Here is a 16449-nt window from a genome sequence, read left to right as displayed (position 1 = left end):
ATATGTTTAGAAAATAACCACATAACACTAAAAATAATAAGACCAATTTCCCTCGGCATAACAACGGTACAAAACGGGATTATGTATGGTGTTAATTTCTAGTGCTGCTCGATCTACTTTTACCAAATCTCGACCAAAAGAAGTCATCATAAGCATACTTTCTCGGTTGATCCAACGAACGTCAACATCTTCAAATGTTAGTGTTTGCAATTGCTTTTTTATACTGGCAGCAGGAGGCTCTTTCATGCCAATTACCCAGCCCCATTCGCCAAAAGTATAAATGTGATTGTGAATAGGAACAACCTGAAAACCAGCGGCGGCAATTGTTTTTTCTATGGTTCTAAATGCTTTGGTGGTATAATAGGGGCTAGCCGCCTGCGTAATAAATACTCCATGAGGGCGTAGGCGTTTTTTACAAATTTGATAAAATTCTCTAGTGTACAATCGATTAATTTCAACGCTTTTGGGATCGGGAAAGTCGGCGATAATCACATCGTAAAAAGCCTTGGTGGCTTCTAAGTAATTAAACGCATCGGCATTAACAACACGCAATTTGGGCGAAAAGTAAGCCGATTGATTGAGTTGTTTAAAGATAGGGTGATGCTGTCCAATGTTGGTCATTTCAGGATCTAAATCTACCAAGATAATGCTGTCTACATCTGGATATTTGAGTACTTCTCGAATGGCACAACCATCTCCTGCACCCATGATGAGTATTTTTTTGTGCGACTGTGCCAGTTTCATGGCTGGATGAACCAAGGGTTCGTGATACATCCACTCGTCAAAAGTACTCAACTGTTTACCAGTGTTGAGGTACAACCAATAATCTCCTTGCCATTGAGTTACGGTAATTTTTTGATAAGGGGTTTGTTTGGTAAACACTACTTTTTCTCTGTAACGACTTTGTTCGCCATATAGAACAATAGGTTCTGCCAAAAACAGTCCTAAGCCTAGTAGCGCAGCAGTGAGAACAAAACCCAATTGCAATTGATTGCGTTGTCTATTGGCAATGGCATTTCTAAGGTAATAAAACAGCAATAAAGCCACCAAAAAATTGATGCCTCCAACGACAAATGGGGTATAGGTCAATCCCAAATATCGAATTCCAATAAAAGCAAAAAACAAGCCCCCAAATAAACTGCCATAATAGTCTTTTTCCATCACCCCCGAAATATTGGCACGCAAAGATTTATAGTTGTCATTAATGCGAGTGACTAGAGGAATTTCCATTCCAATCAACAAGCCAATAACAACAGCCATGAGGTACATAACCAGCCAAATACTATTGGTATAGGGCATGATCAAATAGGTAATCAAAGCACAGAGCGAAATAAGAATAGAAAGCAACAATTCTATAAATATAAACGCTTCTAATAGATTTTTTTCCAGTGATTTGCTTAATCGACTGCCCAAACCCATCGAAAAGAGCATCAGGGAAAGTACAATTGTCCATTGAAAAACAGAATCTCCTAAAAAATAGGTAGCCAACGTTGCTAATACATATTCTGCCACAATTCCTGATAAACCCGTTGCAAACAAGGCGGTCATTAAGATAAAGGAGGAACTACTCTTCTTATTCTTCATGTTTTTTTATGCACTAAAGCGAAATGATAATCAAAATAGAAGCACTAATGTATGCAAACGCCTCTACCAAACCTACCCCAAAATTGGGTTTTTCTTGATGGATTAATTCGTCTGTAATGCTTCGTTTGGGTAACAATAATTTGTCTGTGAGTAAACGAAAGATAGGGAAGGCAATTAGGGCAGATACGAGTTGGATGCCTATAGCGACTGCCGACTCTGCCCAATCGCTGTGTTCGGTTTCAATGGTATAACGGATTATATTAGCAATTCCGATCAGAAAACCAACTAGGGCAACTGCCACAGCAGCGTTACCCGTATAGATTTTCGTAAAAACATCATAGGGCATCACTTTGTTATAAAGCATTGTTATTACCACCATAATAATTTGTGCGACCAACCAATAGATAAGTGCTACAAAAACATGCTCAGCTTCTACGCTCAATACCCCAAAGATAATTAAGCCATTGGTAATCGAATTTCCAGCCTCTACAATTCCAACGGCAATATTACTTTTTTCTATAATGCTTCTTTTGAGTTCTAAGGCTCCAAAGATGATTCTATCGTTAATGATAATGGCTAGATTTAACAAGACAATGGCTCCCAATCCAAAACCAAAAGTAATCATTAGGTCTTGCCACAACGACTCATGTTGAAAACCCGCCATGGCTCCACAAATTGCCAACAATAAGCCAACAAAATACCCAACATGTGTAATGGCAAAGGCAAGATTGTCTTTGTCTACCATTTCTGCATCCACATTTACCCCTTTGTGTAATGCTTGATACAATAACTTTCCGCTGAGAAACAAAAGAAAGCACACCAACATATATATAAAGGGCTCTCCCCAATAACTAAAGGCTAAATATTCTTCCATAGTATTTGAATTAATAGTTTATGCTAATGGATGTTTTGGGCTTAAAGCTTAGGATTTATTTGCCATAACCACCACCACCACGGCTCCACTTTTTGCCATAGTTGTTTAGTCGATAATGATTGCTATAGGTACCATATCTACGACGTCCACTAGAGGTAATGATCCCATAGTAAATAAAACCTCTATAATAATGCGATCTAGCTTCTTTATGTTCTTTTTGATAAATTTTGCCTGCTGGCAGTTGTAAGAGCGTTCTTACATTTGAGTAAGCAGGGTAGAAATGCCAAAAATCAGTAGCAGGGTTGCTAGAACTATGATAACCTACACTATCCTTAACCATCGTAGAGAAAGCAGCAGTGGGTTTTTGCTCAGGTGATGTTGTTATAAGTTGTCCATCACTCCAATAACCATATTTAGGATTGCCAATATAATTGGTATACCCAGGAGGACCAACTACCCTAGATACTTTTTGGCTGCTATCTTTGGCAGCGACTTCCATTCCCAAATTATTTCCATTTTGTTGAAAATAACTGACAGGTACATTATACCACTTGGTATCCTTGGCTACTACTTTGCCGTTTTCTTCTTTTATAATTCGATAACGATGCTTATAGACCTTTGAGAAAATCCCCTCTTTGTCCATATCAAACAATAAGATCGTAAACAGCGGTTCTTTTTGCGCTTGTTGTATCAGCTCTTTTACGGGGTCTTTGGTGATCTCGACACGATTGCAAGACGTTGGCATAAAAAACGAAAAGAAAGCTAAAAAAGCAGCCAAAAAGAGATAGAACATATAGGTACCACTGCGTCGTGTCCTTCAAGTACTGGCTAAAATATTAGAAATTTCATGCTCTTTTAAATAATCACCAGCAAAACACTCAATAGAGTTATCTTCCCATTTGGATACATAAACAAATTTGGTATTGGCGGCATTTACATATTCCCAACTAGAAAAACTAGCCCAGTCTCCAATCTGATCATCAGAAAATTGTCCTTGTGCAGATTCTTTAAGCGTATACGTTTCATTGTTCCAGTTAAGGCGAACCAGGGGTTGTCCCTGTGCAACACTAGAGCGCAATTGAGCATCAACATTATTGATATTTACCTCTTTGCTCATGCCCAATACTAGACTGTTGCTATCGGACACGTTCAAGAAACGAGTTTCTGAGCTAGAACGAATTTTATATTCTTTGGAAGAATAGCCTTTGTATTTGTAGGTATAGGCAGCTAAAACTTCCCAACTTTCTAAGTTATAATCAAGAATACAGCCTTTGGCTAAATCGTGAACATTAAGGTCTACCTTTATAGGGCTTTCTTCTTCTTTTTTTCTAAATAAATTAAAAAACCAGTCAAACATAGTTTTAAAGGATTGTTTTAAAGGATAAAAAATGATAATCGTATTATACGATAAAGCGTATTTTTTATGCAATGAAGTTGTTTAAAAATGTTGTTGATTTTCGAGATCAAAGCTAGTAGTTATTAGCTTAGTCCATTAATGTACTAACATTAAGCCATCTCGAAAGCTCGTTTTTTGTTTCGTAGCTGGAAGCTACGGGGCTAAAAATAGCTGCCGATCCGATGGCTGCTATGGTTGGATCGCAGGTGTTAAGATCATTTTTAAACAACTTCAATAGATTATTGACAAAATGTTGTTGCACAACAAAAAAACGTTCCCTTCTCTGAATGATTCTGATGTTCACGAAAGGGGAGAGGCTATGTTAATGATCACATTTTAAAATCTTCAAATGAACACAGTATAACAAAATTTTATTGGCATAACATCAAGTTACTAATATACGATAATTACATAGACTAGATAACATCTATCTTATAAAAATAGTTTCTAAAACCTTTAGCACTTATATTTTTTGCCATTTCTCCAAAATGTTTATCTTGATTGAGTGAAGGAGGAGGAGTGCAGCAGAGGTACTTATGATTAATAAAAATAAAATAGCATGGAAAAAACAATTATTGATATAGAGGGGATTGGTCCCAAATACGCTGAAAAATTAAAGGCAATTGGAATTTTGACCGTAGGAACCCTCTTAGAGCGAGGAGCAAGCCCTGCTGGTCGCCGCCAATTGGAAGAAGAGACAGGAATTGACGGAAAGCGCATTTTGGATTGGATTGGGATGGCGGATTTGTATCGAATTAATGGGGTAGGAAAGCAGTTTGCCGAATTACTTAAAGTGACTGGTGTTGATACGGTTAAAGAACTAAAAATGCGTAATCCAGCTAATTTATGCCAAGCTTTGATGGAGACCAATGAAACAAAAAAATTGGCTCGTACAGTTCCTGCTTTGCCACAGGTTGAGGCATGGATTCGTCAAGCCAAAGTATTAGAGGCACGATTAAGTTATTAATCAACTTTATTTGTGGTAGGTTTCAGCACTGATAAAAGCTAGATCAGTGCTGAAAGCCTTATGACATCAATTAAAAATTGAATTAAGCCTTAGGAATACGCTTTAAGGTTTCCAATAAGTAAGCCCAAAATTTTTGTACTGAACTGATCTGCACTTTTTCATCAGGAGAGTGTGCACCACGAATGTTTGGTCCAAAAGAAATCATTTCCATATCGGGGTAATTGTTCCCTAGGATGCCACATTCTAAACCAGCATGACAGGCATAAACGTGCGCCTCTTCTTGATACAACTCCTGATACAAATCGCTCATGATGGTAACAATCTTGGCAGTAGGATTGGGAGCCCAACCAGGATAAGCACCACTCAAAGCAACAGTCGCACCAATTAATTCAAAGGTATTTACAATCGCATTTGCTTCATCCAGTTTTTCGCTATCTACAGAACCTCTGGTGAGACACAGCACTTTGTAGGCACCTTCTTTAAGCAATACTCTTGCTAAGTTATTAGAGGTTTGTACCAAATCCTCAATATCTGGACTCATTCTGTAAATCCCATTTGGACAAGCATAAACACTTGCTATAAATTGTTTTTGAAATGCAGTAGAACAAACATGACTAGGCAGATCACAAGCTGATAGACTAAGTTGCAAGTCAGGATCGGTTGTTTGATACTCTTTTTTTAGAATGTCTTGCCATTCTGCTACAAAAGCCTGTTCTTTTTTAGCGTCATTGCTGTTGATGACAATGGTTGCAAAAGATTCTCTAGGAATGGCATTTCTCAAACTTCCACCATCAATAGCTGCAATATGAAAATCAAATTGTTGGTTCATGTGATACAACAAACGATTCATTAGTTTATTGGCATTGCCACGCCCTTTGTGGATGTCCATTCCAGAATGTCCACCTGTTAGTCCTTTTACGGTTAGCTTATAAGCCGTATATCCCGCAGGTGTTGGAATCGTCTCATAAGTTCCTGTGGCTGTAACATCAATTCCGCCAGCACAACCAATGGTCAATTCGTCGTCATCTTCTGTATCCAAATTCAGCATGATGGAGCCCTCCAGCAAGCCACCAACCAAGCCCATGGCACCCGTCATTCCAGTTTCCTCATCAATTGTAAAGAGTGCTTCCAAAGGAGGATGAGGAATGTCCGTAGATTCCAATAAAGCCATAATGGTTGCGACACCAATTCCATTGTCAGCGCCCAACGTAGTGCCATCAGCTTTCACCCAATCGCCATCAATTAACATTTTGATTCCTTCTGTATCAAAATCAAAATTCGTATCGGCATTTTTTTGATGCACCATATCCAAGTGGCTCTGAAGCACCACTGTAGTGCGATCTTCCATCCCTGGAGTAGCTGGTTTTTTAATGATGACATTTCCCACAGCATCTACTTGCGTTGGCAAGCCTAGACCTTCGCCAAATTGCTTGGCAAATTCAATAACTCTTTCTTCTTTTTTAGAAGCCCTAGGAACGGCATTTAGATCCGCAAAATTTTTCCAAAGAGCTTTAGGTTGTAAATCTTGGATATTCATTATTCTATAATTTTTTGGTTAAGCAAGTGGCTCCAAATAACCGCATCGTACAACAAGTTATGTTTAGAACGAAAATTTTTGAGCAATTCCTTAATTAGCAAATTAGCAAACCATTTTCATTTAATTGTGCCCAGATAGAAGAATCAATCAGTTCTTCTATGGTTCCAATATTCATGGCTTCAAAGCTTGTTTTTAATTGTTTAAAGGTTGATATGGGCTGTTCTCCAAGTGCCAATTGTTCTAGTAGTTCAAACAACCAATTGCCTAGTTCCGCGTCCATTTCCATAACCCAATCATTTTGTTTGGTGAAAAAATGTAAAGCAGCTATGGTCTCAATTGTTCCTTGGTTTTCATCCTCAAAAAAGGAGATGGAAGGGCTATTCCCCAACCAGATCACCAATGCATTAGGGCGAGGAGGTTTTATGGGAACATTAAGCGCATCGTAGATATAATCGGAAGCAATACTAGTAGTAGGCGTTTCAAAGTCAAACCATTCGGCTAGATCTATTTCAAAACCAGTACCATGCATATAATTAAATAAAGCAGTTTTTAATCCTTGTGCAAACAACTCATGTTCCGCTCCTGTTCGATCTTCATGATAGAGATCATTGTCGGCAAAACCACCAAGATTAGGGCCAATTCGCTCTACCATATATTCTTCAGGAACCAAACCAACAGGACTATGTGCTGTCATGGCAAACTGATGCCAAAAACCAGATTGAAGGACTCCCTGCTCAAATAATTGACGAACCATTTCTAAAGAATCAATGGTTTCTTGTTCTGTTTGAGTTGGAAAGCCATACATCAGGTAGGCATGCACCATAATGCCTGCTTGCGTAAAGGCATCACAGACTCTAGCAACTTGCGCCACGGTAACGCCTTTTTTCATGAGTTTTAGTAAGCGATCAGATGCCACTTCCAAACCACCAGAAACCGCAATACAGCCCGAAGCTTTTAGCAATTGACAGAGATCATAAGTAAAACTCTTTTCAAAACGAATATTGGTCCACCAAACCACGGTTATTTTTCTTCGAATAATTTCTAATGCCAAATCTCGCATGAGGGCAGGAGGAGCCGCTTCGTCAACAAAATGGAATCCATTTTGTCCAGTCTGCTCTATAATGGTTTCAATTCGATCGCAGAGAATACTTGCATTAACAGGCTCGTATCGTTGTATATAATCCAATGAAATGTCGCAGAAAGAACACTTCCCCCAATAACAACCATGCGCTAGTGTTAGTTTGTTCCACCTTCCATCACTCCACAAACGATGCATGGGATTAACGATTTCTATGACCGATAAGTATTCCTCTAGGGGCAAGTCACTGTAGTCAGGTGTGCCAACTTCTCGTTGTGGAATATCTTTTTCTATGGCATTATTATAATAAGAAACAACACCTCCCACTTTAGCAAAAACACGTTTTAGCTGTGCCGCTTCCCGTTGACCCGCCAGATGCTCCAACAAAAACAGCAGCGGAGCTTCGCCATCGTCTAAACAGACATAATCGATATAATCAAACAGACGTTCATCGGATAAAGAACGCAATTCTGTATTGGCATATCCGCCACCTAAAATAAGTTTAATGTCAGGGTGATTTTCCTTGATGTACTGCCCACATTTTAAGGCACCAAAAAGATTGCCTGGAAAGGGAACCGACAAACAAACTACTGTAGGAGCATAATCTTCTATTTTGTATTCCAATAGTTGGGTTAAAATATCAGAAACTAAGCTGTTTTCTTCTTCTAAAGCTTCTTGAATGGGATCAAAATGAGTAGCCGTCCGCCCTAGCCGTTCTGCATAGCGGCTAAAACCAAAATGAGGATCAATGCATTCTTTGATCAAATCCCCCAAGTCTTCTAAATAGAGGGTTGCCAAGTGCCGTGCTTTGTCCTGAGTGCCCATTGTTCCAAAAGCCCAATCTAAGTCGTTAATAGCTTGGAAACGCCCTGCTTCGGGCAGATAGGTCCTACTACAAATGCTGTGGGCTAAAGTAGGATTCTTGTGTTGCAAAAAAGCAATGGTAGGGCTAATCGTTTGGAGGTAATCTTCTGCTAAATGCAAAATACGTTGGCTATCTGCCGATAGTTCAGAGGCTTCAAAGTTTTCTGCTATTATTTCAAAAACAGTAGATAAGCCTTGGCGACTAAATAATTCTAAGATGGTTTCAATGCCCAAATCTGCTTGGTTGGCGTCAATTTGTTGAGTATTCAAAAAACCTTTTAAATAAGCAGTCGCTGGATAGGGCGTATTTAATTGGGTAAAGGGTGGTGTGATGAGTAGTACCTTGGTATTCAATGCCTGACGTTTTTGTTTGAGACAAAAGTAATACTTTTTTAGTGGGCATGTAAATTTTAATACAATATCTAGTGAATAATTTAACAAAAACAAATGATAGAAATTTTTTGTTTCAGTGCTGTGGATACTTAGAAGTTGTTTAAAAATGTTGTTGATTTTCGAGATCAAAGCTAGTAGTTATCGGGCAAAGCTCGTTTTTTGTTTCGTAGCTGGAAGCTACGGGACTAAAAATAGCTGCCGATCCGATGGCTGCTATGGTTGGATCGTAGGTGTTAAGATCATTTTTAAACAACTTCTTAGTTTTTAAGACATTTTAGACCAAAAAATGAACGATTTACTCTATCAAAATATTTTAAGGAAGGCAACGATCTCAATGGATACATTCGAGGAATTTAAGACGTTAACAAAAACTGTTACCCTTCCCAAAGGTGCTTTTTTTGTCCAAGCAGGAGATATTGCGCAATATACTGCCTTTGTACTATCTGGGGTATTGTATTCTTATAATATTGATGAAAAAGGAGAAAAGCATGTGCTGCAAATTGCTTTAAAGAATAATTGGATATCAGACCCCTATAGCTTTTTCTCTCAAAAAGAAGCCCTTTATTATGTCGAAGTATTAACGACTACCGAGGTTGTTTTGTTGAGTAAAAAAAACTTAGATCTGGCTTGCAATCGCTATCCTAGTTTAGAGCGATTTTTTAGATTGTTAGTGCAGGATGCTTATGCCCATTTGTTGCAACGTGTCTCACAACTTAATAGTAATACGGCTGAAGAACGCTATTTGGATTTATTGACCACTCACCCAGAAATTATTCAGCAAGTTCCTCAATATTGTATTGCCTCCTATTTGGGGATTAAACCTCAGTCATTAAGTCGAATTCGTAAAAAAATGTTAAATGAATAGAAGTTAACATAGGTGAATGCCTAGTTGGTTTAGATGCTTTTTCTTTGTGCTATTCTATTAACAATAATTCGTCAGAAATGCTATTCTATATCTATAGTTTGTTGGATATAGCTGACGATAAAATACGTAAAAAATATCATGAAAAAAGCAATCAATTTATTCTTGTTGTTGACGCTAAGTATTGTTTCTTATGCACAAACTACTTGGACGATAGATCCTAGTCATTCTAAGGTCAATTTTTCTGTAAGCCACCTTGTGATTTCGGAAGTAGATGGCGATTTTAAAACATTTGATGGTGCCATCAAAACAACCAAAGATGATTTTTCAGGTGCTTCTATTAGCTTTACGATTGAGGTGAGTAGCATCAATACAGGGAACGAATCAAGAGATAAACATTTGCAATCAGAAGATTTTTTCCATGCGAGTAAATACCCCCAAATGACTTTTGAAAGTACTTCTTTTAAGAAAAAGAGTGCTGGAAAGTACGAACTAAAAGGAAAACTAACCATGCGTGGAGTAACTAAAACAGTAACCTTTGACGTTAAACATGGGGGAATTGCAGTAGATGGTTATGGCAATACAAGAGCTGGTTTTATTGCTAAAACAACCATTAATAGAATTGATTATGGAGTAGCTTGGAATGCTAAAACAGAACAAGGCGGCTGGACCGTTGGAGAAGCAGTTGAAATTGTACTTAAATCGGAGTTTATTAAGCAGAAATAATCAGGATTGAGATCAATTGGTTGTATTGATAACCAATTGATCTCTTCTTATTTTAAAACCTACTAGGGATAAACTATTGCTTGATTATTTTTTGAGTGACAACATGCATTGGATTGGTAATTCGTAAGTAATACAGGCCAGCGGATAAATGACTCAGATCTAGGTTTAATGTTTGAGTGCCAGCTGCCCAGTTGTTGGCTTTTTGATGCACAACCTTTCCCATTGCATCCAATACTTGAATGTTATGTTTTCCACTGGTTTTAGAGCTAATTTTAGCGGTAATAGTATGCTTAAAAGGGTTAGGGCTGATAGCCGTTTGTAAGGCATCATTTCCTGCAATTTTGGTGGTGTTGACTCCCGTTGTTACCACGTAATGATCATGATTGCTGCTGATAGAATCTGCGGCATGACAAATGTTTATACCATAAGTACAACCTAATCCAGCTATCGTTGAATCACTAATTCCAGTTAAAATAAAACTTAACCCAGCTAAAGATAGACCTCTACCTGGAGCAAATGCCGCTACAAAGGTCATTACATCATTAAGGTCATTGATGTCACTACTATCTGAAATGCCCATCGCATTTAAATTCGTACAAAAATTAGGAATTATATTGTCAAAAAAAGTGCAGCAAGGTATTGCAATAGGAGGGATAGCCGCTTGATTGTTAAAGATGCCATGTACAATTAATTTGATTTGTTGAATGTCATAAGAAAAGGCGGCAATAGAAAAACTATCTCCAACGGATAAGCCCATGTTCATTGGACTGACACGACCATCTATACTTGTTCCAATAATTGCAAACCCCATTGAATCACTGGCAATACTATCGTTTAGCATAACTACAAATTCTGTATTAGGAATGGTGCTAGTTGGGCTAGGGGGGCTGACAAACGTGGCTAAAGGAGTAGAGTCTGTTGGAAGAATACTAGTAGTAGTACCTGTCAAAACGCCAGGATTCGTATTACAAGTCGTCCACCCTGTTTGAGCAAAAGTAGAAGTAGATAAGATGGCTAAAAAAAGATAAGTGAAAAATTGTTTGCTTAAAGACATGATTTTAATTTTTATATAAATTTGTTTTTAATTTTTTATAACAAAATGCCAAGGACGAATGCTTCCTTATAGGCATTAGCTTTTAGGGTAAAATACAGTTGCATTTTACCGATTAAATTTATTTGGTATCGTTAGGAAAATGAGGACTAAAGGGAGTAACTAAATTGGGCGATTAAAATAAGTTCAAAATTGTTGTATTAGGATGAATAATTGTATTTTCTATCCTCTATACCGAACCAAAGAATGGATACCCTACTTTTGTATAAAAAATAAAAAACACTAATCTCTTTTTACCAAAGGCAATACCCAAAAACAGAGAATTTACAATTCTAATTTTTCAAACCATTCTAATTCATTGGGTAGTGCTTGTGCAGAGAATTCTAAATGGATAACACGGCGTTTTTTTAGGGCATTAGTAGTCTTAAAAGAAGTTAATAATAGAGGACTCATTATGAGCACAGTCCCTGCGTACAAATCGGGAGCATAAGGATGACTATTGTTGCTAATAAGTTCTATCTCATCTGTGCTAAGACGTTGATGATGCGATCCAGGAAGCACTTGCTGTTCGGTGTTGGGGGGAATATCGTCTAAATGGATACGAATGCAAAAGTTTTGTGCGGCGATAGCGGCAGGAAGGCGGTAAGATGCCACTGTTGTTGTTTTAGATTGTACCTCAGCAGTCCCTCCTTGATGCCAAGATTGATAACGAGCAGCTTGTGGGGCATGATTAAATAAAGTAGCTTTTACCAAAAAAGCATCAGGGGATATATAGTGGACTAAACGAGTCAAATTTTGATTAAAAAGAATATTTTTTAGTTTGGGGTACTGCTTCAAGAAATGAGGAATGCTAGAAGCTTGTTCCTTAGATATTTTACCTAAGTTCTTGTAAAGCGTATTGATAATTAGTTTTAACTCTCTACCTGTATACAATCGATTAAAGACAGCATAGCCTTTATGTTTTATTTTTTGACGAGTCGCCTGCAAACCACGTTCTGTAATTTCTGTATTGTATGAATCTAGGCTGGTATTTATCCGATTTTTGATGGCTCTTCTTAGACGTTTAGGAGCCAGTACTTTGATTCCTTCTCCATAGCCTAAAATAACTTTTTCTAACTCAAAGTTGTGCTGAACATGCAGCGAAATGGTTACACTATGATAATCTTTCTTGACCAATTGTTGAGAATGATGCAAAGGCTTAGTTAAGACATAAGGGGCATGTTGACGACTGACATAAAGCAAGATTTCTTCTGGCGGCAAATTAGGGCTAACAGAAACACCAATCGCATCTTTAAAATAGGTTTCGGCATCAAAAGTATGCTGGTCGTTATACCATAAATCACTTTTGGCAATGGATTCTATTCGATCTAGGGCAAGATTCATAATGTGATTTGCTCCTTCCTTTGTTCCAATCAAAAACCAACGATTTCGAAACTCTTTGAGCAAGTAAGGATGGAATTCAAAACTACTGGCTTTGCGAGCTTTAAACGATTGATAAGTGATGGTGATGACCTGCTTTTTTATAATAGCCTTGTATAAAATATCAAGATGTTCCAATCCTTTGAGATGATCGTTTTTTTCAAAATCGATAACGGGTTTGGTCTGCGTTTTTTGGGCATAAATATGATCCTCTAACTTTTGAACCATTCCATCCAATTCACGAAAGTGCGAAAAGCCTTTAAATTGTTTCATAAAGGCAACGGCATCTGTTAACATTCCCAAGTCTTGATCGGTTAAGGGGATATTGGTAATACTATAGTTGGGGTCTTCATAGGTATAATACCGTTTGTCAACCACTATAATTGGAGCATTGTAACCTAATTTGTCACTGCGCATAATTTGAAGGTCTCCCTGTACCGTGCGTTTGCTTACTCCTTTGTCAATGCCTTCATATTCATACAACGCATCTGAACAAGCATCAATTAAATTTTCTAAAGTCCATTTTCGATAGCGATTTTGCAAACATTTGTCAATGGTTTTGTAGCGTATCAGGGCATTTCTATTAACAGGCATGGTTTAATGATTTAGAGAACGAAAGATATTTTTAGAAAATGATGCTATTTGGAATAGTTTGTTTATCAATGGTTTGTGTTGTTTGGTGGCACGTCTTGCTACTTCCTTAGCATTAAAAATAAGCATAATTATTTACTACGCAAAAAGATTGCGTACTACTGTTTCATCTTTGTATTATCAACAACAAACAAATAATCATAGATAAGCTTGTTGCCCCTCTGCTCAAATGGAGTAGGGGGATTGATTAGAAAAAGATAAACAGAAAATTATTTTCTTAAAAGTGAACTTTTTATATCAAAAGAAATGTATATAATTCTGTGTCTAAATTTTAAATGGCTGCGTGTCCGAATGATTAGGTGACTGCTTGCAACCCAGTTTATGGGGGTTCGAATCCCTCCGCAGCCTCTATTATACACCAAGAGCTTTTAGTTCTACATACAATTAAACCATGAAAACGATTGCATTAAAACGATTGAACATTTTGGGAATTGCGAAAGGAAATGGCCTTAGCAAAGCGCATCAGCTAACTTTTTTAGCCGAATTGGCTAAATTAGGCTATCGGGTGAGTAATCCAGATATGCTTAATGAAGTAGCAGCATCTTTTTTGATGGATTATAAGCATTTGCTTAAGGTATTGGCTCAAAAACGAGGAGGAGCCGTAGAATATGTCCCATTGTTTAAGAATTTTCCAGATGAGATTCCAAATGATTCGGATTATTTAATCAAACGAATTTGGGGATATGTAGGAAATCTATTTAACTTATTTCCTGAGGCTATAGAACTAGACAATGGCGTAAAAGTACCTAAATGGTTGTTTAATATCTATGAATTTGGTGCAGATCCAATTACTCAAATGCAATCCAAAGAATTGTATGAATTGGCAGTAAAGGAAAATGCCAATAAGAAAGGAGATTGTCATGTAGAGTGGATTGATTTGCGTATTGTTCAAGACGATGAATTAGAAACGGAACTAAAGACGTACTTGGCTCGTTTAGTCTATGCTAAAGCTTCTATTAAAGAAGAATTGCACGAAGATTTGTTTCGTTTGCTAGACTTTTTTGGAGCAGATGATTTGGAGGCTAACTTGGTCGTGTTTAAAGAAACGAAGTCTTTGTTGACGAAGTATTTTTGGAACAAAGGTGATTGGGAACAGGTGGTTAAGTTTGCGCAATCTGCTACAGATGTTTTGCGATTATTTGCTGCTTTGACAAATTCAGATGTAAGTTTGAATGAAAAAATCAAATTTCCTAAATTGTCTAGAAAAGCAAGACGAACGGTTTTGGCTATTTTAGAAAAATCGACTTCCTTGCCAGAAGATTTAAATCGATACAAGGGCTTGTGGCTAGAAATAGGACGCTATTTGCATCCAACTGAATACAGCAAGCAATATCCTCGTACGGCTGCCATTTTTGACCTGTTGCGCAATGGGAAAATTGAAACCTACAATGCTAAAACAGAGCAATTGTTGGCGATGAAGGAGCTAGACGCCTTATTGGTGCATTTAGAAGCTAAACCTGGTGTTTATGCTCGAAAGTTGCACGAAGTATTGAGGCGATTTCCTGAAAAGATAGATTCAATTTTAGCTTCATTTGATAAAAAGAGTACTCAAATTGCCCTAAAAAATTTATGGGTATTAAAGGCTTATTTTTCTTCTATTAATGAGGCTGAATATCGTACCATTGTTAATAAAAAAGGAAAAATGAAGGTGTTGCCGAACAATGCTTTTGCGGCACTTTCGGAGGCACAGGTCGATAGAGTGGTGGTGTGTATTGAAAGAGCCATCCAAAAATTATTGAAAGAAAAAGAAGCTTGGACGGATCAAGCCGTTTGGATTGACCCTCAATTGATGAATTATACCATTCCTTTGCAACAAAGAAAAGCATCAGATGGTCTGATTACGGTTGGTAAGGGGAGCCGAATCAAGATAGATTTTACCAAGGTTTTGCGCTTGTTTATTTATTGGAAACAAACTGCTATGACGACCGATTTAGATTTGTCTTGTATTCAATTTGATGAGGAGTTTAATTATTTAGGGCATGTTTCTTATACCAAATTACTAGGTACAGGGATTTTACATTCAGGCGATGTGCAATCTGCTCCACATGGTGCCGCAGAATTTATTGACATTACGCTGTCCAAATTAGCTCCAAAGGTGCGTTATTTGGCTGTTCAAGTACATAAATATGCAGGAGAGCATTTTAAAAATATGGATTGCCATGCAGGTTGGATGCTTAGAGATAAAGCAAGTGCTAAAAGCAAGACCTTTGATATTAAAACAGTAGCCAATAAATTTGACCTAAATGGGGTCGGTGGTTATGCCATTCCATTGATGGTTGACATCAAGGAGCAAGAGATTATTGCAACAGACTTATACGTTTCTGGAATACAATTTCATAATAATGTAGAAGGTTCTGTAAATGATGTTGCTATCCTATGTGCTCAATTGGCCAACTTTGTAAAAACACGCCCTGTTTTAGGAGATTTAGCCGCAGCACATCTTAGGGCTAGAAATGCTTTACAAACAGAATTCAAAGAGAATGCAAGCATTACTTTTGGTATTAACGACTGTACTTACAATGCAACCGATATTGAACAAATTTTAACTGAATTGATTTAAGCAGTTGTGCTGTTTTGATCTGACTCGTAAAACGATCTATGAGATCGTATGTCGGTAGGCTCCAACTAGGTTGGAGTCTAAAGACCCATGTTAGATTATTATTGGCGGACTATAGTGGGACTTCCTTCTACAACCACAGAATTTGGATTTCTAACAATAGTGCTATTAATTTCCCGCAGAATAAAATCAATTCAAGAGTGGCTTAAAAACGACTTCCTTCTATCCAACTTGACTCTTAATCAAATTTAGTCGTTTTGCTTTCCACTTTATATTTAACTCAATTAAGGGTTGCTTTTTGATAAAAATAATGCAAAGGACTATAAAACCTTTCCTTCTTTGCTTGGGGCATCAGGGTTGGTGGTTCGAATCCATCCTCCAAGAAATTGGAGTAGCTCAATGGTAGAGCATGATAATAAGGTTTTTAATTCCCTTTGTTTTTTACATGTCTATAAAATTTTAACTGTTCGTTTTACTTCACAGCTCTGTG

Annotated in this window: 12 protein-coding genes and 1 tRNA gene; 5 read left to right on the top strand and 8 right to left on the bottom strand. The window is 37.5% G+C overall.

What is annotated here, in order from left to right:
• Positions 1-27: 27 nt before the first annotated feature.
• From AsAng_RS18090 to AsAng_RS18075, 4 genes are read right to left on the bottom strand one after another with little or no spacing between them, the layout of a single operon-like run.
• On the bottom strand, positions 28-1584 hold the full coding sequence (locus tag AsAng_RS18090) for a polyamine aminopropyltransferase (protein ID WP_264788499.1): 1557 nt from the start codon (positions 1582-1584) through the stop codon (positions 28-30).
• A 13-nt stretch (positions 1585-1597) separates the two neighbouring features.
• Positions 1598-2458, bottom strand: coding sequence for a DUF350 domain-containing protein (locus AsAng_RS18085; protein ID WP_264788498.1), 861 nt, complete (start codon positions 2456-2458; stop codon positions 1598-1600).
• A gap of 55 nt (positions 2459-2513) precedes the next feature.
• Positions 2514-3251, bottom strand: a complete 738-nt coding sequence (locus AsAng_RS18080; RefSeq protein WP_264788497.1) for a hypothetical protein — start codon at positions 3249-3251, stop codon at positions 2514-2516.
• A gap of 24 nt (positions 3252-3275) precedes the next feature.
• Positions 3276-3815, bottom strand: coding sequence for a DUF4178 domain-containing protein (locus tag AsAng_RS18075; protein ID WP_264788496.1), 540 nt, complete (start codon positions 3813-3815; stop codon positions 3276-3278).
• Positions 3816-4413: 598 nt separating this feature from the next.
• On the opposite strand from AsAng_RS18075, the gene AsAng_RS18070 reads away from it, so the two are divergent.
• Positions 4414-4821: a DUF4332 domain-containing protein gene (locus AsAng_RS18070; protein WP_264788495.1), complete on the top strand. Its 408-nt coding sequence runs from the start codon at positions 4414-4416 to the stop codon at positions 4819-4821.
• 82 nt (positions 4822-4903) lie between these two features.
• Here AsAng_RS18070 and AsAng_RS18065 read toward each other — a convergent pair whose 3' ends face one another.
• Both AsAng_RS18065 and AsAng_RS18060 read right to left on the bottom strand, forming a co-directional pair.
• Positions 4904-6358, bottom strand: a complete 1455-nt coding sequence (locus tag AsAng_RS18065; RefSeq protein WP_264788494.1) for an aminoacyl-histidine dipeptidase — start codon at positions 6356-6358, stop codon at positions 4904-4906.
• Between the two features lie 94 nt (positions 6359-6452).
• Entirely contained in the window at positions 6453-8654 is a 2202-nt protein-coding gene (locus tag AsAng_RS18060) for a B12-binding domain-containing radical SAM protein (protein WP_264788493.1), read from the bottom strand.
• 325 nt (positions 8655-8979) lie between these two features.
• Between AsAng_RS18060 and AsAng_RS18055 the strand changes: the two genes are divergently transcribed.
• Entirely contained in the window at positions 8980-9558 is a 579-nt protein-coding gene (locus AsAng_RS18055; RefSeq protein ID WP_264788492.1) for a Crp/Fnr family transcriptional regulator, read from the top strand.
• A 138-nt stretch (positions 9559-9696) separates the two neighbouring features.
• Complete coding sequence (locus tag AsAng_RS18050) at positions 9697-10281, top strand: YceI family protein (RefSeq protein WP_264788491.1); 585 nt, start codon at positions 9697-9699, stop codon at positions 10279-10281.
• A gap of 73 nt (positions 10282-10354) precedes the next feature.
• Here AsAng_RS18050 and AsAng_RS18045 read toward each other — a convergent pair whose 3' ends face one another.
• Positions 10355-11335: a T9SS type A sorting domain-containing protein gene (locus AsAng_RS18045; RefSeq protein WP_264788490.1), complete on the bottom strand. Its 981-nt coding sequence runs from the start codon at positions 11333-11335 to the stop codon at positions 10355-10357.
• Between the two features lie 321 nt (positions 11336-11656).
• Positions 11657-13345: a WYL domain-containing protein gene (locus tag AsAng_RS18040; protein ID WP_264788489.1), complete on the bottom strand. Its 1689-nt coding sequence runs from the start codon at positions 13343-13345 to the stop codon at positions 11657-11659.
• Between the two features lie 334 nt (positions 13346-13679).
• Between AsAng_RS18040 and AsAng_RS18035 the strand changes: the two genes are divergently transcribed.
• Positions 13680-13750: transfer RNA gene (locus AsAng_RS18035), tRNA-Cys, on the top strand.
• 43 nt (positions 13751-13793) lie between these two features.
• Positions 13794-15962: a TerD family protein gene (locus AsAng_RS18030; RefSeq protein ID WP_264788488.1), complete on the top strand. Its 2169-nt coding sequence runs from the start codon at positions 13794-13796 to the stop codon at positions 15960-15962.
• Positions 15963-16449 lie beyond the last annotated feature (487 nt).

Origin of the sequence: Aureispira anguillae, assembly GCF_026000115.1 — a bacterium.
Classification (GTDB): Bacteria; Bacteroidota; Bacteroidia; order Chitinophagales; family Saprospiraceae; genus Aureispira; species Aureispira anguillae.
This window is presented reverse-complemented; position numbering and strand designations above follow the sequence as displayed.